Here is a 23,175-nt window from a genome sequence, read left to right on the forward strand (position 1 = left end):
GGCAAGGAAACGAATGGCCGCATCGCGCAACGCGTGCTGCGCGATACGGCCCGAGCGGCGAGTATAGCCGCGTGCCGAAGACCTTGCCGCCGGCGGGGTTTCGCGCGCTACGCCTCCAGCGCGAGCAACGCGAACGTCGCGAGCCAGTGCTCGCCCATGTAGTCGCCAGCCACGTGCGCGAGTGCGCTCGCAAGATGCCGGTCGGCCGCGTCGAGCAGCTTCGCGCGCCGCGCATCGCCTTCCGGCAGCGCGCCGGCCAGCGAGCGCTGGCACCACGCGCGGCTCAAGTTCAGCCCGTCGAGGTGCGCGATCTTGCCGTCGCTGCGGTCGCTGACCGTCGCCGGCTCGAACAGCGTCGCCGGTTCGCCGCGCGCGAGATCGGGCAGGAAGCGCGCGAACCAGCCGTCGAATTCGGCAGCCGGCAGCACGCGCCGCATCAGCTCCGCCTCCATCAGCGCGGGCGACAGGAATTCGTCGCCAGACGGCTCCCACGCCTGGCATGCGACATCGTTCAGGTGCCAGCGCTTCGCGGTATCGACGATCAGCGCCGCGAGCCCGTCGCGCTGCGTGTCGCGCGCGAAGTCGAGCGTGAGCGCCAGCGCGAACGCGGTGTTGAAGTGCGTGCCGACGCGCAGCGGATAGGTCGCTTTCGGCAGGAAGGTCTCGAAGCGCGACACGAACAGGTCGGTCAGCGGCGCCATCGTCTTCGCCCAGCGCGCGGCCTGCGGCATCGCCCCCTTCAGCGCGAGCCGCTCCAGTTGCGCCGACAGCGCGAGCAGCCACGCCCAGCCGTACGGCCGCTCGAAACCGGCGTTGTGCGGCCGCGCGAGATACGCGCGCTCGCCGGCGACGTTCGCGTCGGTGAAGTGCGCGTCGACGATCGCGACGATGCGTTCGGCCTCCGGCAATGCCGGGTAGCGTTCGAGCACGCGCAGCACGAGCCAGTAGCCGTGCACGCACGAGTGCCAGTCGTAGCTGCCGTAGAAGATCGGGTGCAACGCGCGCGGCCCCTGCACGTCGTGCGGGCCTTCGAGCGCATGCGTGAGCTTGTTCGGATATTCGCGGGTCAGGTGCGCGAGCGCGAGCGACGCGAATTTCGAGGCGAGTTCGGGGGTCAGTCGGTCGGTCATGGGGATCTCGTCAGAAGCGGAATGCGAACGCGTACATCAGCAGCGTGTTCACGGCGAGCAGCAGCAAGGCCGTCGGCCACTGCACCTTGATCACGCCATTCTTGTCCTTCAGTTCGAGCAGCGCCGCCGGCACGATGTTGAAGTTCGCGGCCATCGGCGTCATCAGCGTACCGCAGAAGCCGCTCAGCATCCCGATCGCGCCGACGATCGCCGGGTTGCCGTGGAACTGGTGGACGATCAGCGGCAGGCCGATGCCGGCCGTCATCACGGGAAACGCGGCAAAGCCGTTGCCCATGATCATCGTGAACAGCGCCATGCCGACCGTGTAGGCCGCGACCACCGCGAACGGCGAATCGATCGGCACCCACTCCCTTACGAGCCCCGACACCACGCCGCCGACACCCGCGACCGCGAACAGCGCGCCGAGCGCCGCGAGCATCTGCGGCAGGATCGCGGCCCAGCCGACCGCGTCCATCGTATGGCGTGCCTCCTTCACCGCATGCACGGGCGAATCGCGCAGCATCGCGAGCGCGACGGCGAACGCGACGAGCGTGCCGAGCACGAGCGAGATCAGCGTCACGCTCTTCTGCTCGACGAACGGCACGAGCTTCAGCGCGAACGTGCCGATCAGCGTGACGACCGGAATCAGCAGCGCGGGCAGGAACAACTTGTTGCCGAAACGCTGCGCGAGCGTCTCGCGCCGCACGGCCGCGGCCTCCCCGGCTTCATCGGACTTGCCGCGCCCGAGCTTGCCCGAGCCGGCAATGACCGCGAGCGCGATCGCAAGGCAGCCCGTCACGAAATGCGGCAGCAGCGCGCCGAACAGGAACGTGAGCGCGTAGATCGCCCAGAACGCGAAATTGACGATGCGGCGCGGGTTCGTGCGGTCCGTCAGGTTGAAGAAGGCGAACGCGGCGAACATCAGCCCCGCGAGCGTGTACAGCGATTCGAGGCCGATCATCGCGTGCCCTCCTGCCCCACCAGGCCGAAACCGCGCGTGAGCCGGCGGTCGAGCAGCGCGAGGCGCGTGCAGTGGATCACGAGTGCGGCGATCGCGGTCGGGATCGCCCACACCGACAAATGCAGCGGCTCGATGGAGATGCCGTTCTGTTCAAGAAAGCCCTTGATCAGCAGGATCGACTGGATCGCGATGAAGATGTCCTCGCCGAAGAACACGGCGACGTTGTCGGCGCCCGATGCATGCGCGCGGATCTGCTGGCGCGCCGATTCGGGCAGCTCGCCATGCCGGTTGACCGCGGCGGCCTCGGCCATCGGCGCGATCAGCGGCCGCACCATCTGCGCATGGCCGCCGAGCGACGTGAGACCGAGCGCGGCCGTCGCCTGGCGCAGCACGAAATACAGCATCAGCACACGACCCGTGGTGGCCGCCTGCACGCGCGAGATCATCCGTTTCGCCTGCTCCTTGAGCCCGTTGCGCTCGAGCAGCGCGATCACCGGCAGCGTCAGCCAGATGAGCCCCATGTAGCGGTTTTCGGTGAACGCCTTGCCGAACGCGCTGACGATGTCGACGAGATTGAGCCCGCCCGCCAGCCCCGTCGCGAGCCCCGCGATCGTGACCACCAGCAGCGCATTGAAGCGCAGCGCAAAACCGATCACGACGATCGGCACCCCAATCAGCACCAGCATTGCTCCTCCTTGTGTCGAATGCACGGCGCCTTGGCAACGCGCCGCCTGCCCGGTTTCGACCGGATTCAGTCGGCGCAATCTAACACGAGACTTTATCGATAAATAGTCGACAATTTGCTGCTTCGGGTAAACGTTGAACGGCGTGAACACCGTGCCCGGGCCAGGTGTCGTCAATGTTTCATCCGGGGAATCGGTGGCGGATCAGTGGCCGGCCTGCCCGTGCGAATGCGCCGGTCGCGGCACGCGGATTGGATTGCCCCTCCGGGCCCGGGCCGCCGCGCGTGGCGGAGCCCCGGTGCGCCGACTACACTGGAAAGCATCGGCAACGGACGGGAGAGCCGCCATGATTGACGTATTCCAGACCATCGGCAGCCGCGCGTTCTCCGCTCATCTGGCGAAGGACGGGATGGTGACGCTGATGGAGCAGCGCCATGAGGTCGATCGCGTGACGCTCGCGACCGCGTATGCCGCGCTCGTCGAGGAATCCGAGCAGGAAGCCGACCTGCTCGACGCGACGGTCGAGGGGATGATGCGCGCGCTGATCCAGGGGTACGCGCGCAGCCATTGACGGCACGGCCGCACATCGGAGCGGATGACGGGCAGCCCCGGGCGCTACGCGGCCGGCGTACCGGCGCCCATGTCGAACCACCGGCCCGCGCGCAGTTGCCGGTAGTCGGCCTGCGTGAAGATCCTCAGCAGGTTCGCGACCGCGCCGTTGCTGGCGCGGTCGAGTTCCGTCATGAACGCTTCGACCTCGTCGCGGCCGGCAAACAGGATCGTGCGAAAGTAGCGTTCGCGTTCCGCGTCGGACAGGTTCGTTGCGCGCAGCTGGTACGGATGGTGAAGCGCCGCGAACAGGAAGTAAAACCGCTCGGCATCGTCGCGCAGCACGCGCACCGCTTCCGGATCGACCGGAAAATCGCGGTGGAACGACGCATGCCCGCTCTCGATGGGGATCCGGTACAGCAAGCGGCCGTCGTGCTCGGTCACGATCGGCGCATACGGATCGCGGCTGACCAGCAGGGTGTCGGGCACGGTCATCCGGCATTCTCCCGTCATTTTTATCGAAGCCGCCACGGTAACATGCCGGCTTCCGCGGCCGGTCGTGCCGAAACCGCCGGACCGGCATGCGCGGGCCGACCCGGCTCCCCTGCTGTCGGCAAACACCGCGCCGTCATAGAGGAAACGCACTGAAACGGCACCATGCGCGAATTTTTCGATTGCCGCCGCCCGCGCCGCATGACAGCATGCGGGCGTCGCCAACCGAAAAGAATGCCGTGCCGTCCGGCCGCCGATGCCGTCCGGCGGCGCCGAACAGGCAGCCCCTTCCATGAACCCGGCCTACCTCCAACACTACGAACCGACCGGAGAATTCCGCTTGTGAACATCGGCATCGTCAACGACCTCCCGCTTGCCGTCGAGGCGATGCGCCGCGCGATCGCGCGCCGGCCCGAGCACCGCGTGCTGTGGGTCGCGACCGACGGCGCGCAAGCCGTCGAGCTGTGCGCCGCGCAGCCGCCCGACGTCGTGCTGATGGACCTGATCATGCCGAAGTTCGACGGGATCGAAGCGACGCGGCGGATCATGCGATCCGAACGACCGTGCGCGATCCTGATCGTGACGAGCTGCATCGGCGCGAATGCCTGGCGCGTGTTCGAGGCGATGGGCGCCGGCGCGCTCGACGCGGTCGATACGCCGCGGCTCGGCGACGGCGCGGCCGGCGACACGACCCGCCTGCTGCTCGCGAAGATCGACCAGATCGGCCGCCTGCTCGACGCGCCCGGCGGCACGCGCGTCGCCGGCACGGCCGCCCGCGCCGGCGGCGGCACGCTGATCGCGATCGGCGCATCGGCCGGCGGCCCCGGCGCGCTCGCGTCCGTGCTCGGCGGCCTGCCGGCCGATTTCAGCGCCCCGATCGTGATCGTCCAGCACGTCGACCGCGCGTTCGCCGAAGGCATGGCGCAATGGCTCGACGGCCAGACGCCGCTCGCGGTGCGCGTCGCGCGCGAAGGCGACCGCCCGCAGCCGGGCGTCGCGCTGCTCGCCGCGACCGACGACCACCTGCGCATCACCCGCGCCGGCACGCTCGAATACACGCGCGAGCCGGCCGCCACGCCGTATCGCCCGTCGGTCGACGTGTTCTTCAACAGCCTGACCGAGCACTGGCCCGGCCGCGTGATCGGCGTGCTGCTCACCGGGATGGGCCGCGACGGCGCGATCGGCCTGAAGGCGCTGCGGATGAAGGGCTACCATACGATCGCCCAGGACGAGGCGACGAGCGCCGTGTACGGCATGCCGAAGGCGGCCGCGACACTCGGCGCGGCGCGCGCGATCCTGCCGCTCGGGCGCATCGCGGGCGAGCTGGCGGCGCTCGCGAAAATCTGAGCCCGACGATGAACACGCGCAACACCCATGCCGGCCCTGCAACAACCGCAACAACCCGCATCGACCATGACCATTGACCTGACTCGCCCGCCGGGCGGCCCCTACACGCCGCCCGTCGACGTGCCGGCGATGGTGCTGCTGGTCGATGACCAGACGATCGTCGCGGAAGCCGTGCGGCGCGCGCTCGTCGACGAGGAAGGCATCGATTTCCACTACTGCCCGCGTTCGGACGACGCGATGGCCACCGCGATCGAGACGCGGCCGACCGTGATCCTGCAGGACCTCGTGATGCCGGGCACCGACGGGCTGAGCCTCGTGAAGGCGTACCGCGCGAATCCGGCGACGCGCGACGTGCCGATCATCGTGCTGTCGACGCAGGAAGAGCCCGTGATCAAGAGCGCCGCGTTCGCGGCCGGCGCGAACGACTACCTCGTGAAGCTGCCCGACCGCATCGAGCTCGTCGCACGCGTGCGCTACCACTCGCGCTCGTACATGAACCTGCTGCAGCGCGACGAGGCCTACCGCGCGCTGCGGCAATCGCAGCAGCAGTTGCTCGAAGCCAATCTCGAGCTGCGGCGCCTCACGCATTCCGACGGCCTGACCGGGCTGTCGAACCGGCGCTATCTCGACGAATACCTCGCCGCCGAATGGCGGCGCGGCACGCGCGAGCGCAGCGAGCTGTCGCTGCTGATGATCGACGTCGACAACTTCAAGCTGTACAACGACACGTACGGCCACGTGTCGGGCGACAGCGTGCTCAAGCAGATCGCGTCGACCATCGAGCGCTGCCTCGGCCAGTCGGGCGATCTCGCCGCGCGTTTCGGCGGCGAGGAATTCGCGGTCGTGATGCCGGCCACGTCGCCGGGCGCCGCGCGGCTGCTCGGCGAGAAGATCCGCCTCGCGGTCGAGGCGCTGCGGCTGCGGCACGCGCATTCGTCGACCGGCGACACCGTGACGATCAGCATCGGCGGCGCGACCATCGTGCCGATGCCCGGCCTGCCGACGACGCTGCTGATCGAAGCGGCCGACCGCGCGCTCTATCGCGCGAAGCATGAAGGCAAGAACCGCGTCGAGATCGATGCGACGCCGACGACGCCGGTCCCCGGCGGGTTCGGCGGGCCGCGCGTCGACTGAGCGCCGAACGCCGAACGCGCGCCGCGCTCACACGGCGCCGAGCCGGCGCGCGTAGTCGCCCGGGTCCAGCGGGCGGCTGAACAGATAGCCCTGCTGCATGTCGCAGCCGATCTGCTGCAGGAACCACGATTGCGCCTGCGTCTCGACCCCTTCGGCCGTGACCTTCATCCCGAGCGAATGGGCCATCGCGACCACCGCCTGCGTGATCGCCACCGAGTCGTGATGATCGGGCACGCCCGACACGAACGAGCGGTCGACCTTCAGGTTGTGCAGCGGAAAGCGCTTCAGGTACGCAAGCGATGAATAGCCGGTGCCGAAATCGTCGACCGAGATCCGCACGTTCATGTCCGTGAGCGCCTCGAGCATCGGCAGCACGGTGTCCGTGTCGTTCATCAGCAGTCCTTCGGTAATCTCGAGTTCGAGCGCGGACGGATCGAGCTGAGCCTGCGCGAGACAGCGACCGACCGATTCGACGAGCCCTTCGTGGAACTGCCGCGGCGACAGGTTGACGGCCAGCATCAGGTCGGGCGCGATCGTGCGGCGCCATTCGGCCGCCTGCCGGCACGCGGTTTCGAGCACCCACTGGCCGATCGCGACGATCAGCCCCGTATCTTCCGCGACCGGAATGAACTCCGCCGGCGACATCGGCCCGAGCTCGGGGCTCGTCCAGCGCAACAGCGCCTCGGCGCCGACCGTGCGGCCGCTGCGCGCGTCGACGACGGGCTGATACGCGAGCCGCAGCATGTCCGACGACAGCGCGCGCCGCAGCGACTGCTCGATCGCGAAGCGGCGCTGCAGCCGCAGGTTGAGCTGCGCGGTGAAGAACGTGAAGTGGTTGCGGCCGCGCTGCTTCGCGTCGTACATCGCCGAATCGGCATTGCGCATCAGCGTGACGGCATCGTCGCCGTCGCGCGGCGCGACGCTGATCCCGATCGACACGCCGAGCCAGTATTCGTTGTTCGCGATCGCGAACGGCTTCGCGATCGCGTCGATCACCTCGCGCGCGAGCACCGCGAGCCGGTCGGGATCGTCGCAGTCGTCGACGAGGATCACGAACTCGTCGCCGCCGACCCGCGTCAGCGCGTACTGGCCGCCGCCGCACGCGGCGAGCCGCGCGGCCACGCTGCGCAGCAGCGCGTCGCCCGCGTCGTGGCCGGCCGTGTCGTTGACCTTCTTGAAACCGACGAGATCGATGAACAGGATCGCGACGCGTGCGGGCCCGCCCGCCGCATCGTGTCCGCCGAACAGCTCGCGCATGCGGTCGCCGAGCCAGCGGCGGTTGTAGAGGCCCGTCAGCGCATCGCGCGTCGCGAGGTAGCGCAACTGCTGCTGCGCTTCGCGCACGGGGCCGATGTCGTTGAACGACACGAGCACCGAATCGGCCTGCGTCTCGCCCGGCCTCACGATCGGCACCGCGTTGCCGCGCACCCAGATGATGTCGCCGTCCGCCAGGCCGAAGCCGACCGTGTAGCCGAGCATCGGCGTCGCCGTCTCGAGCGCGCGCCGGCTCGGCCAGTCGTCGGGTGCGATCGGCGTGCCGTCCTCGTGCAGCTTGCGCAGGATCACCGTCGACAGCCGGCGGCCGACGAGGTCGCCCTTCACGCGCATCATCCGGTTCGCACTCGGATTGCTCGCGACCACGACGCCGTCGCGCGACACCACGAGGATCCCTTCGTTCAGGCTGTTGACCACGAGCCGGTGATGTTCCTCGCTGCGCGCGAGCTGTCGCGCGATCCGGTCCTGGTGCACCGCGAGGCCGACGCTGTTGCCGATGTCGCGCAACAGTTCGGTGGCCTCGTCGCCCGGCCGACGCGGTGTGCGGTAATAGACGGCGAATGCGCCGAGCACGACGCCCGCGTCGTCGAGGAACGGCACCGACCAGCACGCGCGCAAGCCAAGCGGCAATGCGACGGCCCGGTAGTCGGCCCACAGAGGATCGGTTTCGATGTCTTCGACGACGACCATCCGGCGCAGGTACATCGCCGTGCCGCACGAGCCGGCGGCAGGCCCGATCGACGCGCCTTCGATCGCCGTGCTGTACCGCACGGGCAGCGATGGCGCGGCACCGACGTGCACGTGCACGCCGTCGGTGTCGAGCAGCAGGATCGTGCATGACGCGCCGTCGCCGAGCAACGCCTCGGCGCGCCGGCAGACCTCGACGAGCAGTTCCGGCAGCGGTGTGTTGCGCGTGATCAGCCTCAGCACGCTTTGCTCGGATGCGAGCACTTCCGCCGCGAGCCCGGGACTGTAACGAGAACTTTGCGGTTCGGTATTCAAGATGAATCCTGCCGTCTGTCCGATCGGGTCTGATGCGCCCGATTCGTTTTCGATCCTTCGTGCCGTATTTCGCTCCGGGTTTACGCCGATGCCCGGTGCGCCCCGTATTGCGCGCGGTGCCAACACGCGCCGAAATATATTTAACACCAATCCGTGGCAAGCGGCGCGTCCACGTGCATCAGGGGTTACGCGTGGTCGGCGCGGCGGTTGCACGCGGTAGTCAGCTCGCCGAAAGACTTGCGCGCGACGCGACGGCCCGGGGCACGGCCGCGTGGGGTGCGCGGCGGGCATGCAAACCGTTCGTCAGATTGTGGCGGCGCGCGGCTCCGTTCGCCTTCATGGCACCGCGCCGGGTTCCGTGCGCGTCACGGCCTTCAATGCATCGATCGCGGCCGCGACCGACACGCCCGCGGGCGCCGAATACAGCGCGCCGACCGTTTCCGGCATCGTCGACAGCTTCAGTGGCAACCGGCCGACCCGCTCCCCCGCGCGCACGGCCAGCTCGAACGCGCGGGCCGACTGCACGAACAGGCACGGCGACTGCCCGGCCACCACGCGGTTGGTCTGCCATGACACCGATTCCATCAGCACGGGCGGTGGCGGCAAGCCCGCATTCGCGAACTCGGCGTCCAGCGCCGCGCGCGCGGGCGAGCCGAGCGGCGGAGCGATCCACGGGAACGCGGCCGCGTCGCGCCAGCCGATCCGCGCGCGCCTGAGCAGCGGATGGCGCGGCCCGCACACGACGATCATGTCGTCGCGGTACAACGGCGCGACGTCGAGCCCCGCGCTCAGCGCCGACGCGTCGAGCCGGCACACGAGCAGGTCGAGCTCGTGGCGCTGCGCCTGCGCGAGCATCCGGTCGAGCGTGTCCTCGCGCACGTTGAGCTGCACGGGACGGCCGGCTTCGCGCAGCCACGCCAGCGCGCCCGGAATCAGTTGCGGCGCCATGTTCGGCAGCAGGCCGATCGACACCGGGCGGCCGGCGCCGGTGCGCAACGCGTCGAACGCGGGCGCGACGCCGCGCATGTCGGTCAGCACGCGGCCGATGCATTCGAGCAGCGCATCGCCGTAGACGGTCGGCGCGACGCGCCGCGACGTGCGTTCGAACAGCGGCAGGCCGAGCGCGTCCTCGAGCTCGCGCAGCCATTTCGACAACGCGGGCTGCGTGATCGACGCGGCCTCGGCCGTGCGCGCGAAGCTGCGTGTGCGCCCGAGCGAGTCGAGCGTTTCCATGTCGCGCACGCGCAGCCGGCGCAGCGCCTGCGCGATGCGCTGCTCGTGGGCCGGCGCGCCGGGCGGCGCGAGCGGTTCCGGCCGCGTGCGGCGGGCCGGGCCGCGTGGATCGTAGGTCACGGGCGCCTCCGTCATTCATATTCGTCAGGTTATCGATCGACCCTGATCTTTCATCGATCGATACACGATCCTGCCGCATAGTCGTCCGCATGAAAACCCCCGGCACGAGCCGGCATGACCAGGAGACAGCCGACGTGAAAGACGATCAGGACACCCCCGCCGCCGAACCCACCCCGCGGCGCCAGTTCCTCAAGCGGGCCGGCGCGGCCGTCGCGGCAGCCGGCTTCGGCGCCGAAGCGCTGGCCGCGAGCGCGCCGCCGGCCGCCCCGGTCGCCACCGGCGCGGGCGTCGATCCCGCGCCCGCGTTCCACGGCGCAACGACCGCGCCCGCCGCGCCGCCCGCCGGCTACAACATCCTGTTCATCCTGACCGACCAGGAGCGCCACTTCGATCGCTGGCCGTTCCCGGTGCCGGGCCGCGAAGCGCTGCGCCGCGACGGCATCACGTTCATGCACCACCAGATCGCCGCCTGCGTGTGCTCGCCGTCGCGCTCGACGGTCTACACCGGGCAGCACATCCAGCACACCGGCGTGCTCGACAACGCGGGCGTGCCCTGGCAGAAGGACATGTCGCCGGACGTGCGCACCGTCGGCCACATGCTGCGCGACGCCGGCTACTACGCCGCGTATCTCGGCAAGTGGCACCTGAGCGCGTCGATGCACGAAACCGCGAGCCCGTACACGGCCCCCGTGGCCGACTACAACCGCACGATCCGGTCGTACGGCTTCGACGACTATTTCGGCGTGGGCGACCTGATCGGGATGGTGCGCGGCGGCTACCAGTACGACGGGATCACGGCCGAGGCGGCGGTGAGCTGGATGCGCAACCACGCGCCGCGTCTCGCGAAGGAAGGCAAGCCGTGGTTCCTCGCGGTGAACCTGGTGAACCCGCACGACGCGATGTTCGTGAACACCGACACGAACGGATCGACGGTGCAGGACGCGAACCACCCGATGCTCGGCAACGCGCCGCCGCCGAACGACGCGCTGTATCGCACGTCATGGCACGACGTGCCGCTCGCGGCTTCGCGGCGGCAGCCGTACGACGAGCCGGGGCGGCCGCCGGCGCACGGGATGTTCAACGCCGCGCATGCGAACCTGGTCGGACGCTATCCGTTCACCGACGAACGCCTGCGCATCTATCAGGACAACTACTTCAACTGCGTACGCGACTGCGACACGCATGTCGTGCGCCTGCTGCAATCGCTGCAGTCGCTCGGCCTCGACGAACGCACGATCGTCGTGATGACGGCCGACCACGGCGATCACGTCGGCGCGCACCAGCTCGTCGGCAAGGGCGCGACCGCATACCAGCCGCAGAACCACGTGCCGCTCGTGATCCGCCATCCCGCGCATCCGGGCGGCATGCAGTGCGATGCGCTGACGTCGCACATCGACATCGCGCCGACGCTGCTCGGTCTCACCGGTCTCGACGACGCGCGGCTCGCATCGATTCGCGGCAGCGCGCTGAAGGGGCACGACCTCACGCGCTGGCTCGCGAAGCCGGCCGACGCGAAGCGGCACGCGGCCCGTTATGCCACGCTGTTCAACTACGCGATGCTGCTCTACTACGACAGCGAATGGATGCTGAAGGAACTGGGCACGATGCGCCAGAAAGGCGTGCCCGAGGACGAGCTGCTGCGCCGCGCGCTCGCGCAGCAGCCGGATTTCCGGTTGCGCGGCACGATCCGCAGCGTGTTCGACGGCCGCTACCGGTTCACGCGCTACTTCTCGCCGCTCGAATTCAACCGGCCGACGACGATGGAGGGCTTGTTCGCGCGCAACGACGTCGAGCTGTTCGACATCGCGAGCGATCCGGGCGAGATGCGCAATCTCGCGATGGACCGGAAAAAGCACGGCGAACTGCTGCTCGCGATGAACGGCCGCCTGAACGACCTGATCGCGAGCGAGGTGGGCGACGACAGTCCCGACGTCATGCCGATCCGCGACGGCAAGGTGCAGGTGCAGATTCGCAAGGGGCATTGAAGGCGGCCACCTGCCCTCCCGAACCGGCAATCGTCGGATGATTCCGCCTCCCGTGATCCGCTGCCGTGCGGTCGCGTCATGCGATCGCACGCGGGGCGTCTCTTTTCGTCATCGGTCGGGACAGGTAAGCATCGAGTAAGCATGACGCCCTACAGTGTGCTGATTCTCCAAGGCGGATCATCGCGGCGAGCGCGCGCTTCGCCCGGATCCGGGCTACATGAAGGGAAACGGCATGCAGAACCGGCCAGCGTTGAACTATGTATGTGTGAAACATCCCGACGGACGCCGGTCGAACTGGCAACCGCCCGCGAGCTGGAAACGGCAGCTTGCGACGCCGTCGCGCGGCGTCGTCGCGATCGATCACTACATCGCGAATGCGTCGGAGGTGATCGATCTCGAGACGACCGAGCCCGTCTTCACACTGCACTTGCGCGCACCGACGGGACTGGAGATGCGCACCGACGGCAACGGCTGGGCCGCGCACGTGATGCGCACGCCGTTGACCTACGTGCCGCCCGGCTTCGCGTGTTCCAGCCGGTGGTCGAACGATATCGAGTGGCTCGCCGTCCACTTCGACGTGGCCTGGCTGTCGCGCTCCGGCCTGCTGGCCAGCACGCCGACCGTGCCGGCCGTGCCCCGCTTCGACGTCAGCGACGATCTGCTCGTGCAGATCATCCGGAGTATTCATGAAGATGCGGTCGCGGGGATGCCGTCGGGGCCGACCTACGTCGAAACCCTCGGCGCGGCCGCGCTCGGCCGCATGTCGTATCTCGAGTCGACGCGCAAGGCCCGCGAGTACACGCATGCGCAGGGCATGCGACGGGCCGTCGAGTACATCCGCGACAACTTCCGCGATCCGCTGACGCTCGTGACGCTTGCCGAAGCGGTCGACTACCCCGGCGACCTGTATTCGTTCATCCGGAACTTCAAGAAGGCCAACGGGATGACGCCGCATCAGTACATCGTCGAAACCCGGCTGCAAGCCGCCCGCGACCTGATCGAACGCGGACGATGCGATGTGACCGAGGCCGCGCTCGCGTGCGGCTTCTCGACCACCAGCCACTTCTCCGCAACCTTCCGCAAACGGTGGGGATGCTCGCCGTCCGGGCTCAAGCCGCATGCCGCGAACGTCACGCGAGCGGCAGCGACAGGATCCACAGGCCGCTGATCGTCAGCGCGATCGTCAACACCAGCAGCGGCAACTGGTTGAGCACCACGGTGCCGGCCAGCACGCGATGACGGACGGCGATCGCGTGCGTGACGACCACGCTCAGCACATGGCCGGCGAGAATCAGCAGGACCTGCGCGTGCCAGATGGTGCCGACGTTGATCAGGAGCGCGGTCGGCGCGACCTGCGCCGGTTCGATCGACAGCAGGTTCCAGCCGATGCCGAGCGGATCGGACAGCAGTGAAACGACCTGCCGCCCCTGATCGATGAACAGCGTGAAGTAGTGGCACACGTTGTAGAACAGCGCGATCGGCAACAGCAACAGGCAGAACTGCCGCGCAAACGGGCCGCCATCCAGCCCTGAACGCGACCCCGCCGCGCCGAGCGCGCAGAAGCCCCGGAACAGCCCATGGTAGGCCAGCCCGACCGCGGCAAACGTGGCCCACTGCCCGGCGAGCACGAGGTCTCCGGCAATCGCGTAGTTGTTCTTGAGCGCCGGAAACACCGCGACGATCAGCGGATAGATGCCGCGCCAGAAGAACGTGTTCCACACGGCCGTATCGCGCAGGCCGTCGTAGGCCGTCGACGACAGCATGAACGACAGGAAGATCACGACGCTGGTGTCGAACGGCGGCTCCGCTGCCATCGCGGCGACCGGATTCCTCAGCCTGATGCCGATTTCGCGCGCCGACCCGCGACGCCATTCGAATGGCGACAGTCGTGCGCACAATCCGCACAGGATGCCGAATGCATCGCAATGCCTGAGCCACACGTCGCGGCCGAAACAGAATGCACCGCCCAGTGCGTAGATTGCATAGCCGGCAAGAAACAGGCTGGCGTCTCGCGGCCGTGCCGCGCCGAACAACTCCAGCGCGATCAGCGCGACATACACGAACAGCGCGGGATACGATGCGAGGCCACGCGGATAGCGATACCGGCCCCGGTCGATTGCCGGGGCGCAGCGCGCCGCGATCCGCAGCATCAATGCGAACGGATTCGTGAACGCGTAGAGGTCGCCGAACACCGCACTGACATAGATCGACCCCAGGTAGAACCACAGCCAGAATCCCGACATGCCGAGATTGACGAACGGATTCTGGGTGCCGAAGAGGCCCGACACGATCAGCAGGATGACGAAGCTTAGGCTGACGGCCTGCACCGCAGCGAGCGCCACGGCCGGTATCCGCCATGCCCGCCACCAGCGGATCGCCGGCGCGCGCGTGACCGGCACATGCGCGCCCGAGCCCGATGCGAACGCCAGGATCATGAAGGACACCACGAGCGTGCCGGTCGCCGCGTATGCATAGAGCCACAACGGCACCGGCAGGTAGTAGGGAATATTCCATGCATGCGCGTCGGCATCGGTCGGCGCGCAGGCGAGGAGCGCGGCCGCCCCCGCGGCCCGCCACGCGTTACGGCGCGGTGCGTGGAGGCTGGGCGGGTGGCTCGCACCGGATTCGAAGTCGTCGTGCATGTCAGTAATCGGATGACGCAATCAGTCCCGTGACCTTCCAGCCGGCCCCGCTTCCCTGCTCCGACACCACGCCGATCGTGTCGTACGGTGCATCGAGCAGCTTGATCAACGCGACGGCGCGCTTGTTGCCGTCCGCCGAATCGGGCAGCGGAAACACCAGGAACGGCAGGATCGGCGACGGCTTGTCGCCCTCCACGATGAGCGGCAGCACCGCATCGTTCAACGACTTGAAGACCGCGAACGACACACGGTTGCGCAAGATCGCGCTGGCGCTTGCCGTCGGCTGCGACGGGGTTCCGATGGCGAGATAGGCACCGTGATCCCGCAAGCGCCAGCCGGTCAACTGCTCGACCAGCGCGCCGTCGGGCTTGCCGGCGCGGCCGGTAGCCAGGGCGGGCAGCCAACGCCTGTCCACCGGCGACGTCGTGACCCAGTCGCTGAAGAAGCGCGCGTAGAAATCGGCGAGCCTCTTGTCGACGCCGGGTTGCGCGCCCGGCGAGGCCGGCTTCGGCACGTCGCGCCGGCCGTGCCAGCGGACCGCCTGCCAGGCGGGGCCGTCCGGCAGGCTCGTGCCGTCGAGAAACGATGTGTCCTTCACGCCGTTCGAAGCGAACCAGCCCGCTTTCGCCTGCTTGGTTCGCGCGTCGATGAAACCGGCGAGCATCGGCCGGACCTGCTCCCACGGCAGCGCATTTCTCGACGCGCCGTTGATCTCCGGATAACGAATCATCTGCAGATACGTCGACTTCGCCATCGCCTCCGTATCGACGGGCCAACGCCAGGTCATCTCGGCGGCGTGGCCGGGCGGCCCACCGCGCTCGACCGGCGCGGCCATCGCCAGACCGGCGTCGCATTCGATCCCGTAGCGGCGCCAGTCCGGTACGGACGGCGTACCCTGGTGCGCCCACGCATCCTGCAGCGCATGCAGCGCCCGGCCGAACTCGCCCAGCATGAATCCCGCGTTGCGCCCCTCCGCACGCCGCAGCGCGGCGTCGACCAACGACCGCGGCGCCGGGCCGTCCGGCACCACGACCCGGGCTGCCGCTGCGGCCGGCACCCGCGTCTCGCTCGGATAGTGCGCCACCTGGGTGTCCCGCGCATCGGGCGCGAAGCGCGACAGGCACGCGAACTGCAGCGGCGACGTCATGTATTCGATCGAGCCGGCATCCAGCCGCTGGTCGGCGAGCGCAATCGCGTCGGCTTCACCGGGCGCGAACCCCGCCTGCCGCGCGAGCCAGAACGTGAGGCCGAAGTGCACGTCCGCTTCGAACCCCGAGCACGTCAGCGGCATGGCAAGCGCCGCCAGCAGGGCCAGCCCGGCCACGCCCGGATTTCTCCGGGCGCGGCCTCGCACGCCGGCCCTGCCGGTTGCGATCGCTTCACGCGACGACCCGCGAGCAACCTGTCTGCTGTGCATCAATTGCCGATCTCCGTCGCTTTGGTGCTTTCGGGAAACGGCCACGCGCCGTTTTCGAACGACAGCACCAGCAGGCCGTTGTCCTGGCACGCCGTGGTCAGCAAATGGCGGTCGAAGTCGAAATCGAGGCGCGACGCACACCAGTCCGGGCCGCCCGGGCGGTACTGGCCGAACATCAGGTGCGCGGAACCGGCGCCGGGCGACTTTGCCGAAGGCGGGTTGTAGTACGCGATTTCCTTCGGCTTCGCCGGATCGCGAATGTCGAACACGCGCACGCCGGAGTTGAAGTAGCTGCACGCGAGCGCGGTGGCGTTCTCCCGGTTGTCGACGCTGCAGTAGTGCGATCCGTACGTGAAGGTGGAAAGGCCGAGGATGTCGGGCATCACCTTGCTGCAGTTCTGCACCGCATGCGTTTCGAGCCGCAGCTCGGACACGAGCTCGGGCGCCGCCTCGTTCGACATGTCGTAGATATGGCCCAGCGGGAACGGCGTCATCCCGGCGTTGCACGCGGCCTTCACGCCCGCCGCGCCCGGATCCTGGATCCCGCCCGAGCCGCCTTCATCCACTTCGACCAGATAAGGCTTGCCGCCCACCTTGAACGGAATCGTGTGCTGCCCCGCACTGCCGTCGCGCACCGGCACCGTCGCGATCCGGTGCATCTGCGCATTGGGGCGCCGGCTCTGCACTTCGCTGGTGTCGATGACGAAGAACCCGTTGTCGCCGTTCGAGTTCGCGTTGTCCAGCGGCGGTGCGCCCGCGCCGGCCGCCGCGCCCGTGTTGCCGAGGCCGATGAAGTACGCGCGGTTGCCGTCCTGGCTCACCGACAACCCGTGCGGAACCGCCCCGAAGCCCAGGTCGGCCATCGTGATCGCCGAGATCAGCTTCGGCCGCGTCGGGATCGTCACGTCGACTGCGTAGTAGGACTTCGAATAGGCACCGCCGATGTAATACGTGAAGCCGTCCGGCGAGAAACCGCCTTCATGGCCCATCGGCTTGGCACTCGGGAGAATGCCGCCGTCGGCGCCCGTGCCGATCGGTACGCTCGCGAGCAGTTGCGGGTGCGTGCAGTCGGTCGCCACGTCGTACAGGTCGACTTCGGGGCCGGCGCCGCCGCCGAGCCCGTTATCGGCGGCGAGAATCCCGCGCGCGACGTTCACGCGCAGCGATTCCCACGGATCGATCATCGCCGTGGACGTCAGCGAACTCACCCGCACCGGCTTGGCCGGGTCGGTGATGTCGATCACCGGCACGCCCGGGTTCACGCGCGGCGGCGCATCGGGGTTGTTGAATGCCGGCGTGGCGCCCATCGTCGCATGGTAGAAGCAGGTCTTGCCCTGCCGGTCGGTGTAGGTCGCGGCCGACCACGACGCGCCTTCGCCCTGCACCTGGCTGACCCGCTTCAGGTTGCAGTTGAAGCCGCCGAATCCCGATTGACGCAGTGCGGCGGGCACCTGCCCTTGCAGCGCCGTCTCGGGCGTATCGCCGGGGCTGCAGCCGGGCACGCGCGGCACGACGTAGTCGGCCACCGATACGGCGGGCGTCGCGCTCGTCGTGACGTTATCGTCCCCGCCGCAGCCGGCGAGCATGAGTGTGCCGAGCGATAGCGTGATCGCCAGGCGATTCAGTGCGTGCATCTTTGCCTCCTCCTGTTTCGAACTTCGTTTCGAGTTTCGTTACGTTCCGTTCCATCTTTATCATTAGTTATCCGGATAGATCTCGATGACCGCCACCTCGATCTGCTCGCCGGTCCGGCTGTGAAAGTGCAGCGAAAAGCGCCCGGTGATCCCGACCGGGAGAATGTCCATCGACTGATCGGTTCCGGATGTGCAGGCCGCGAGCGCACCCGGGATTTCATGCGCCATCAGCACGCCCGCCTCGCGCGAACGCACGCGGATATGCGCCGGCACGCCTTCGCGAATCGCAATCACGGATCGCTCCCAGGGTGCCTTGTCCCGATCGACGTCGACGGAAAAAACCTGTTGATCCGGGGGGCGTGTCGACGCGTGCGACAGATGTCGTGCCACACCGTAGGCGAACACCAGCGCCGACACGGTCGCGATCAACGCGACGAGTCGACGCCGCGGTCGCGGATTCCTCTCCTCCATGGCGGCGCTCCGTTTCATCGGCTCTCACGCTGCGCGGTGTGGTTTTGCCCGCAGGCCGGCCATCGGCGCGGCGCTCAGCCGTTCGACAAATGGTAGAGAGCGGCCCGATGCGGCGATATCTGCTTATTGCGGGTTGTCGGAAAATTGCGTCCGGAGTAACCCGAGCCGGGGCGGCGAGACGGGAGTTGCGCGCAGGATGCCAGGTGCGTCACCCGCGAATCTCGCGGGCCGCCGGCGTCCAGGGAACAGTTCACGCGCGACGCGGCCGGGCCGTTCGACCTGGCGATCGTCCCAACCCACTTTCCGTATCCGTGATTCAATGACGATCGAACCGGCGCCGCGCAATCGGGCGGCACGGCGATTCACCACCTCATCGATCGACCCTCACGGGATCACCATGACGAACCCTGCCGAAATCAAGGCGCTCGTTTTCGATGTCTTCGGAACGATCGTCGACTGGAGAAGCGGCGTCGCACGCGGCGCCGCCGCGTTCCTCGACCGCCATGCCCCCGCGCTCGACCCGCTCGAATTCGCCGATGCGTGGCGGGCCGAATATTCGCCGTCGATGGAAGAAATCCGCAGCGGCCGCCGCCGCTACGTGCGCCTCGACGTCCTGCACCGCGAGAACCTGGTGCGCACGCTCGACCGCTACGGGATCGACGACGTGCCCGACGCCGACATCGACGCGCTCAACCTCGCGTGGCACAGCCTCGACCCGTGGCCCGACGCCGTCGCGGCGCTGCAACGACTGAAGCGACGCTTCATCATCGCGCCGCTGTCGAACGGCAACATCCGGCTGATGGTCGACGTCGCGAAACGCGCGGGGCTGCCGTGGGATGCGATTCTCGGTGCGGAGGTCGTCCGCGCGTACAAGCCGTCGCCGCAGGTGTATAGCGATACGGTCGAGATTCTCGGCGTCGAACCGGCCGAGCTGTGCCTGGTCGCCGCGCACAACGGCGATCTTGCGGCCGCGCGCCGGCAGGGGCTGTCGACCGCGTTCGTGCTGCGGCCGACCGAACACGGGCCCGGCCAGACGACCGACCTGAAAGCCGATGATGCGTGGGACTTCGACGTCAGGGATCTGAACGAACTCGCGGACCGGCTCGAGTGCCCGGGTTGAAAACCGGGTTCCGGTGCGCGATCGCGGGGTGACCGGCGGCTCGTCGGGCGCCGGCTCCAAGGGCCTAACGCGCCGGCGCCATCTCGGCCGCCCGCCCCTGCGCCGCCATCGCCAAGCGCCGCCAGTTGCGGGCCGCATACCGGTGCGCCTGCTGCAACGCGAGCCACAACCCGATCTGCCGAACCGGCTTGAAAAGGCCGCGTGCGCGAAACACGGTGCGCCGCTCGACGCGGGTCCTGCCGCCTTCGACGGGCGTCAGCGTGAATTCGTCCTCGAGCAGCCCGACCCAGTCGCGGCACCACACCGTCGACGCCACCATCCGGTAACGCAGCCGGCGGTGCTCGTCGAGCACGAGAATCCGCTGGTCGATGGTGCCGCGATCGGTCGTGCACTGCCGCGTGTTGCCGACGGCCGGCACGCCTTCCAGCACGCGGCAACTGACCGGCTTCGGCACGCCGAGGCGGAACAGCAACGGCCGCGTGTCGTCCATCCGGGCATGGAGAAAATGCGGCCAGACATGCTCGGGCCGGCAATCGAACGTCCACTGCGAATGAATTTCCACGACCGTCTCCTGGCGGCTGTCGGTGCGGCCATGATGGCACAACCGCGCCGCCGCCTCCGTTACTTCACGACCGCGCGCCAGGCCGTTCGCGCGTAGATGAGCAGCAACGGCAGCAGCGCGAGCGCGAACAACAGGCTGAGCGCCAGCACCCACACCGGCCAATCTTCCGGATTCCCGCGCGCCCAGTAGCGGTAAGGCACGCTCAGGAACCCGATTTCCATCAGCAGCGCGCCGAGCGGCACGAGCCCGTTCATCACCACCGCCACACCGAAGCGGGCCGCGCGGTCGAGGTTCCGGCCGGCGCCGTACGCCGCGATCAGGTAGAGGAAGTACCCGATCATCGCGACCATCAGCCCGCCGCCGGCCAGCAGGCCAACACTGCGCACGCTGCGTTCGTGCCATTGATCCGCACCGGGCGGCAACACGACATCGATCCGCTCGCCGATTTCCGGCGCACCGCCGGAACGGACGTTACCCGGCATCACCACGCGCTTGCCCTTGGGCAGCGCGGCTTCCAGGATCGGCGTGTATTTCAGGCACTGATACCGTTCGGTCCGCCCGTCGCTATCGTGGCGCTCGCAGGTATCCCACTCGGACGTGTAGGACACGACCGTCGCCTCGTATTTCGGCGAGACGGTCAGTACGTAGAGTTCGTCGCCGATCCAGTACGCGAACGGGAAGAACAGCGACAGCAGGCAAAAGCACACGAGCCACCAGAATGCGACCGCGCCGCGATTCGGCGCCCCCTTCGCACCGTGCCTGGCGCCGGACTGGCGGCGCACCATGCGCGACGCGAGCCAATAAGCGGCCACGGCAAAGACCGCCACACACACCACGAAGACCTTGCCCGCATGCGTCAATGCCATCTGTCTTGCCCCCGATTCCCCGATTCTTCAATGCTTCGCTTGCCGGCCGGTTCGCCGCCGGGTCGTGTTCACGCAATGAACCGCACAGCCGCCTTCGCCGCGGCCACGTCACGCACTATTCCGGCTCGCCGACGAACCTCAGCTTCCCCGACTCCCCCGACAGCAGCGCGCGATTCGCGTCCGCCGCCGCGCGCAGGTAATCCCACAGCGCGGTCACGCGCCGCAGCTTGCGCAGATCCTCGCGGCAGGTCAGCCAGAAGCACCGCGTGACGACCACGTCGTCCGGCAGCACCGGCACCAGCGCCGGCTGCGTGGCCGCCATGAAACACGGCAGGATCGCCAGCCCGCCGCCCTGCAGCGCCGCGAAATACTGCGCGATCACGCTCGTCGTGCGCAGCCCGGCCGTCGCGCCCGGCACCGCGCGGTCCAGGTACAGCAGCTCGTTGCTGAACGCGAGATCGTCGACGTAACTGATGAACGCGTGCCGCGCGAGATCGTCGGTGCAGGTGATCGGATCATGGTTCGCGAGATAGTCGCGCGTCGCATAGAGCCGCAGCTGGTAGTCGCACAGCTTGGTGACCACGTAAGGCCCGCGCTCGGGCCGCTCGAGCGTGATCGCCAGATCGGCCTCGCGCTTCGGCAGGTTGACGAAATGCGGCACCGGCAGCAGGTCGACTGTCACGTGCGGATGCTCGGCGCGAAACTGCGCGAGCTGCGGCGCGAGGAAAAAGCAGCCGAACCCTTCCGTCGACCCGATCCGCACATGGCCCGACAGCGCCTCGCCCGTGTTCGCGACCTGGTCGCACGCGGACTGCACGGTCGTCTCCATCGCGTCCGCATACGCGACGAGCCGCTGCCCTTCGGCCGTCAGCGTGAAGCCGCCGGAGCGCGACTTGTCGAACAGCAGCGTGCCCATCGCGGCCTCGAGCGCGCGAATGCGCCGCGCGACGGTCGTGTAGTCGACGCCCAGCCGCTTCGCGGCGCCGCTCGCGCGCTGCGTGCGCGCGACTTCGAGGAAAAAGCGCAGGTCGTCCCAGTTCAGGTTGCCGGAAACCGGCTCGGTGGCAGTTCGCATCGACGAGGGAAAAAGGGGCTGGAGTCTCCGGGCCGGCCGTCGATATGCAGAAATGCACATCCAACCGGTTTCTTTATCGGTACATGATGAATCTGCGCATAACTATACTCGACCGTGACCTGCGGACCACGAGCCGCGGCACCACCACGGAGACACCATGCAGACCCGATCCACCCTCGATGAGCATGCGACAGTCGCGGCGCCGGCGCCCGCGCGCACCGCGAAGCACTACCTGCTGGCCGGCTGGGCCAGCATGGCCGGCACCACGATCGAGTGGTACGACTTCTTCCTCTACGGCACCGCCGCCGCCCTCGTCTTCAATCGCATCTTCTTCCCGTCGCTGGACCCGGTCGTCGGCACGCTCGCCGCGTTCGGCACGTTCGCGGTCGGCTTCATCGGCCGGCCGATGGGCGGCATCGTGTTCGGCCACTTCGGCGACCGCATCGGCCGCAAGTCGATGCTGATGATCACGCTGCTGCTGATGGGCGTGCCGAGCATGATCATCGGGCTGATCCCGTCGTACGACCGCATCGGCTACTGGGCCGCCGCGCTCTTGATCGCGATGCGCTTCCTGCAGGGGATGGCCGTCGGCGGCGAATGGGGCGGCGCGGTGCTGATGGCCGTCGAACACGCGCCGAAGGGCCGCAAGGGGCTGTTCGGCAGCCTGCCGCAGACGGGCGTCGGGCTCGGCCTGATCCTGTCGTCGGTCGCGATGGCCGCGGTGGCCGCGCTGCCGGAAGCCGACATGCTGTCGTGGGGCTGGCGCGTGCCGTTCCTCGCGAGCATCGCGCTCGTCGGCCTCGGCTGGTTCATCCGCGCGAAGGTGCCCGAATCGCCCGACTTCGAGAAGATGCAGCGCCAGGGCAAGGCCGAGAAGTCGCCGGTGACGGCCGCGCTGCGCCGCCATCCGCGCGAGGTGCTGACGATCGTCGGCGCCCGCGCCGCCGAGAACACCTGGTTCTACATGGTCGTCACGTTCGCGCTCGCCTACGCAACGCAGCAGCTGCACCTGCCGAAGGCCGAGATGCTGCATGCGATCACGGCCGGCGCGGCGCTGTCGCTCGTCACGATGCCGCTGTGCGGCCACCTGAGCGACCGCATCGGCCAGCGCCGGATGTTCGCGATCGGCCTCGTGCTGATGTGCGCGTTCGCCGCGCCGTTCTTCATGATGCTCGGCACGCAGCAGGTGTCGTACGCGTGGTGGGCGATCGTGCTCGGCCTCGGCGTCGTGTTCCCGATCCTCTATGCGCCGGAATCGCTGCTGTTCGCGCAGCAGTTCCCCGCGGAAATCCGCTACAGCGGCATCTCGCTGTCGGTGCAACTCGCCGGCGTGATCGGCGGCGGCTTCGCGCCGATGATCGCGACGTCGCTGCTCAAGGCCGGCGGCGGCCAGCCGCATTACGTGATCGCGTACCTCGTCGGCTTCGGCGTATTCGCGCTCATGTGTACCGCGTTGATGCGACCGGCACGCGCGTGA

General features: G+C 68.4%; 20 protein-coding genes. 7 read left to right on the forward strand and 13 right to left on the reverse strand.

What is annotated here, in order from left to right:
* Positions 1–107: 107 nt before the first annotated feature.
* Genes CFB43_RS26815 through CFB43_RS26825 form a run of 3 tightly spaced genes read right to left on the reverse strand, consistent with a single transcriptional unit; the run spans position 108 to position 2,777 of the window.
* Positions 108–1,130, reverse strand: coding sequence for a DUF2891 domain-containing protein (locus tag CFB43_RS26815; protein WP_089497272.1), 1,023 nt, complete (start codon positions 1,128–1,130; stop codon positions 108–110).
* Positions 1,131–1,140: 10 nt separating this feature from the next.
* Complete coding sequence (locus CFB43_RS26820; protein WP_089497273.1) at positions 1,141–2,091, reverse strand: DUF979 domain-containing protein; 951 nt, start codon at positions 2,089–2,091, stop codon at positions 1,141–1,143.
* Positions 2,088–2,777 (reverse strand): DUF969 domain-containing protein, encoded by a 690-nt coding sequence (locus tag CFB43_RS26825; protein ID WP_089497274.1) that lies wholly within the window; start codon positions 2,775–2,777, stop codon positions 2,088–2,090. Before CFB43_RS26825 ends, CFB43_RS26820 begins: the two co-directional genes overlap by 4 nt.
* Positions 2,778–3,120: 343 nt before the next feature.
* Between CFB43_RS26825 and CFB43_RS26830 the strand changes: the two genes are divergently transcribed.
* Positions 3,121–3,345, forward strand: coding sequence for a hypothetical protein (locus CFB43_RS26830; protein ID WP_039357299.1), 225 nt, complete (start codon positions 3,121–3,123; stop codon positions 3,343–3,345).
* A gap of 44 nt (positions 3,346–3,389) precedes the next feature.
* On the opposite strand, the gene CFB43_RS26835 is transcribed toward CFB43_RS26830, so the two are convergent.
* Complete coding sequence (locus tag CFB43_RS26835) at positions 3,390–3,818, reverse strand: hypothetical protein (protein WP_089497275.1); 429 nt, start codon at positions 3,816–3,818, stop codon at positions 3,390–3,392.
* A gap of 339 nt (positions 3,819–4,157) precedes the next feature.
* Between CFB43_RS26835 and CFB43_RS26840 the strand changes: the two genes are divergently transcribed.
* Together CFB43_RS26840 and CFB43_RS26845 are read left to right on the forward strand one after the other, a co-directional pair.
* Positions 4,158–5,162, forward strand: coding sequence for a chemotaxis response regulator protein-glutamate methylesterase (locus CFB43_RS26840; protein WP_089497276.1), 1,005 nt, complete (start codon positions 4,158–4,160; stop codon positions 5,160–5,162).
* Positions 5,163–5,228: 66 nt separating this feature from the next.
* Positions 5,229–6,296 carry a diguanylate cyclase domain-containing protein gene (locus tag CFB43_RS26845; protein WP_089497277.1) on the forward strand — a complete coding sequence of 356 codons (1,068 nt, stop codon included), beginning with the start codon at positions 5,229–5,231 and terminating at the stop codon, positions 6,294–6,296.
* A 27-nt stretch (positions 6,297–6,323) separates the two neighbouring features.
* Here CFB43_RS26845 and CFB43_RS26850 read toward each other — a convergent pair whose 3' ends face one another.
* Positions 6,324–8,573 carry a putative bifunctional diguanylate cyclase/phosphodiesterase gene (locus CFB43_RS26850; RefSeq protein WP_089497278.1) on the reverse strand — a complete coding sequence of 750 codons (2,250 nt, stop codon included), beginning with the start codon at positions 8,571–8,573 and terminating at the stop codon, positions 6,324–6,326.
* A 336-nt stretch (positions 8,574–8,909) separates the two neighbouring features.
* Entirely contained in the window at positions 8,910–9,926 is a 1,017-nt protein-coding gene (locus CFB43_RS26855) for a LysR substrate-binding domain-containing protein (RefSeq protein ID WP_089498155.1), read from the reverse strand.
* Between the two features lie 134 nt (positions 9,927–10,060).
* Here CFB43_RS26855 and CFB43_RS26860 point away from each other — a divergent pair, with 134 nt between their 5' ends.
* A complete protein-coding gene (locus CFB43_RS26860; RefSeq protein WP_089498156.1) occupies positions 10,061–11,911 on the forward strand; it encodes a sulfatase-like hydrolase/transferase in 1,851 nt (616 codons plus the stop codon).
* A 232-nt stretch (positions 11,912–12,143) separates the two neighbouring features.
* On the forward strand, positions 12,144–13,079 hold the full coding sequence (locus CFB43_RS26865; RefSeq protein WP_089498157.1) for an AraC family transcriptional regulator: 936 nt from the start codon (positions 12,144–12,146) through the stop codon (positions 13,077–13,079).
* Here the strand turns inward: CFB43_RS26865 and CFB43_RS26870 are convergent.
* The 4 genes from CFB43_RS26870 to CFB43_RS26885 form a co-directional block, all read right to left on the reverse strand.
* Positions 13,042–14,553, reverse strand: coding sequence for a hypothetical protein (locus CFB43_RS26870; protein ID WP_256990122.1), 1,512 nt, complete (start codon positions 14,551–14,553; stop codon positions 13,042–13,044). The two genes, CFB43_RS26865 and CFB43_RS26870, sit on opposite strands and share 38 nt — an antisense overlap.
* 1 nt (position 14,554) lies before the next feature.
* Positions 14,555–15,877, reverse strand: coding sequence for a DUF6765 family protein (locus CFB43_RS26875; protein ID WP_256990123.1), 1,323 nt, complete (start codon positions 15,875–15,877; stop codon positions 14,555–14,557).
* 92 nt (positions 15,878–15,969) lie between these two features.
* The gene (locus CFB43_RS26880; protein WP_089497279.1) at positions 15,970–17,604 is read right to left on the reverse strand and encodes an LVIVD repeat-containing protein; all 1,635 of its coding nucleotides are present in this window, start codon (positions 17,602–17,604) and stop codon (positions 15,970–15,972) included.
* Positions 17,605–17,667: 63 nt separating this feature from the next.
* The gene (locus CFB43_RS26885; RefSeq protein WP_226203860.1) at positions 17,668–18,075 is read right to left on the reverse strand and encodes a hypothetical protein; all 408 of its coding nucleotides are present in this window, start codon (positions 18,073–18,075) and stop codon (positions 17,668–17,670) included.
* Between the two features lie 397 nt (positions 18,076–18,472).
* Here CFB43_RS26885 and CFB43_RS26890 point away from each other — a divergent pair, with 397 nt between their 5' ends.
* Positions 18,473–19,195 (forward strand): haloacid dehalogenase type II, encoded by a 723-nt coding sequence (locus tag CFB43_RS26890; RefSeq protein ID WP_089497281.1) that lies wholly within the window; start codon positions 18,473–18,475, stop codon positions 19,193–19,195.
* A 64-nt stretch (positions 19,196–19,259) separates the two neighbouring features.
* Here the strand turns inward: CFB43_RS26890 and CFB43_RS26895 are convergent, their stop codons facing one another.
* The 3 genes from CFB43_RS26895 to CFB43_RS26905 form a co-directional block, all read right to left on the reverse strand.
* Positions 19,260–19,757, reverse strand: coding sequence for an SRPBCC family protein (locus CFB43_RS26895; RefSeq protein WP_089498160.1), 498 nt, complete (start codon positions 19,755–19,757; stop codon positions 19,260–19,262).
* Between the two features lie 59 nt (positions 19,758–19,816).
* A complete protein-coding gene (locus CFB43_RS26900; RefSeq protein ID WP_089497282.1) occupies positions 19,817–20,623 on the reverse strand; it encodes a uracil permease in 807 nt (268 codons plus the stop codon).
* Positions 20,624–20,738: 115 nt separating this feature from the next.
* Entirely contained in the window at positions 20,739–21,698 is a 960-nt protein-coding gene (locus tag CFB43_RS26905; RefSeq protein WP_089497283.1) for a LysR family transcriptional regulator, read from the reverse strand.
* 157 nt (positions 21,699–21,855) lie between these two features.
* On the opposite strand from CFB43_RS26905, the gene CFB43_RS26910 reads away from it, so the two are divergent.
* Positions 21,856–23,175 (forward strand): MFS transporter, encoded by a 1,320-nt coding sequence (locus CFB43_RS26910; protein ID WP_089474560.1) that lies wholly within the window; start codon positions 21,856–21,858, stop codon positions 23,173–23,175.

This window comes from Burkholderia sp. AU15512, from assembly GCF_002223325.1.
GTDB lineage: Bacteria > Pseudomonadota > Gammaproteobacteria > Burkholderiales > Burkholderiaceae > Burkholderia.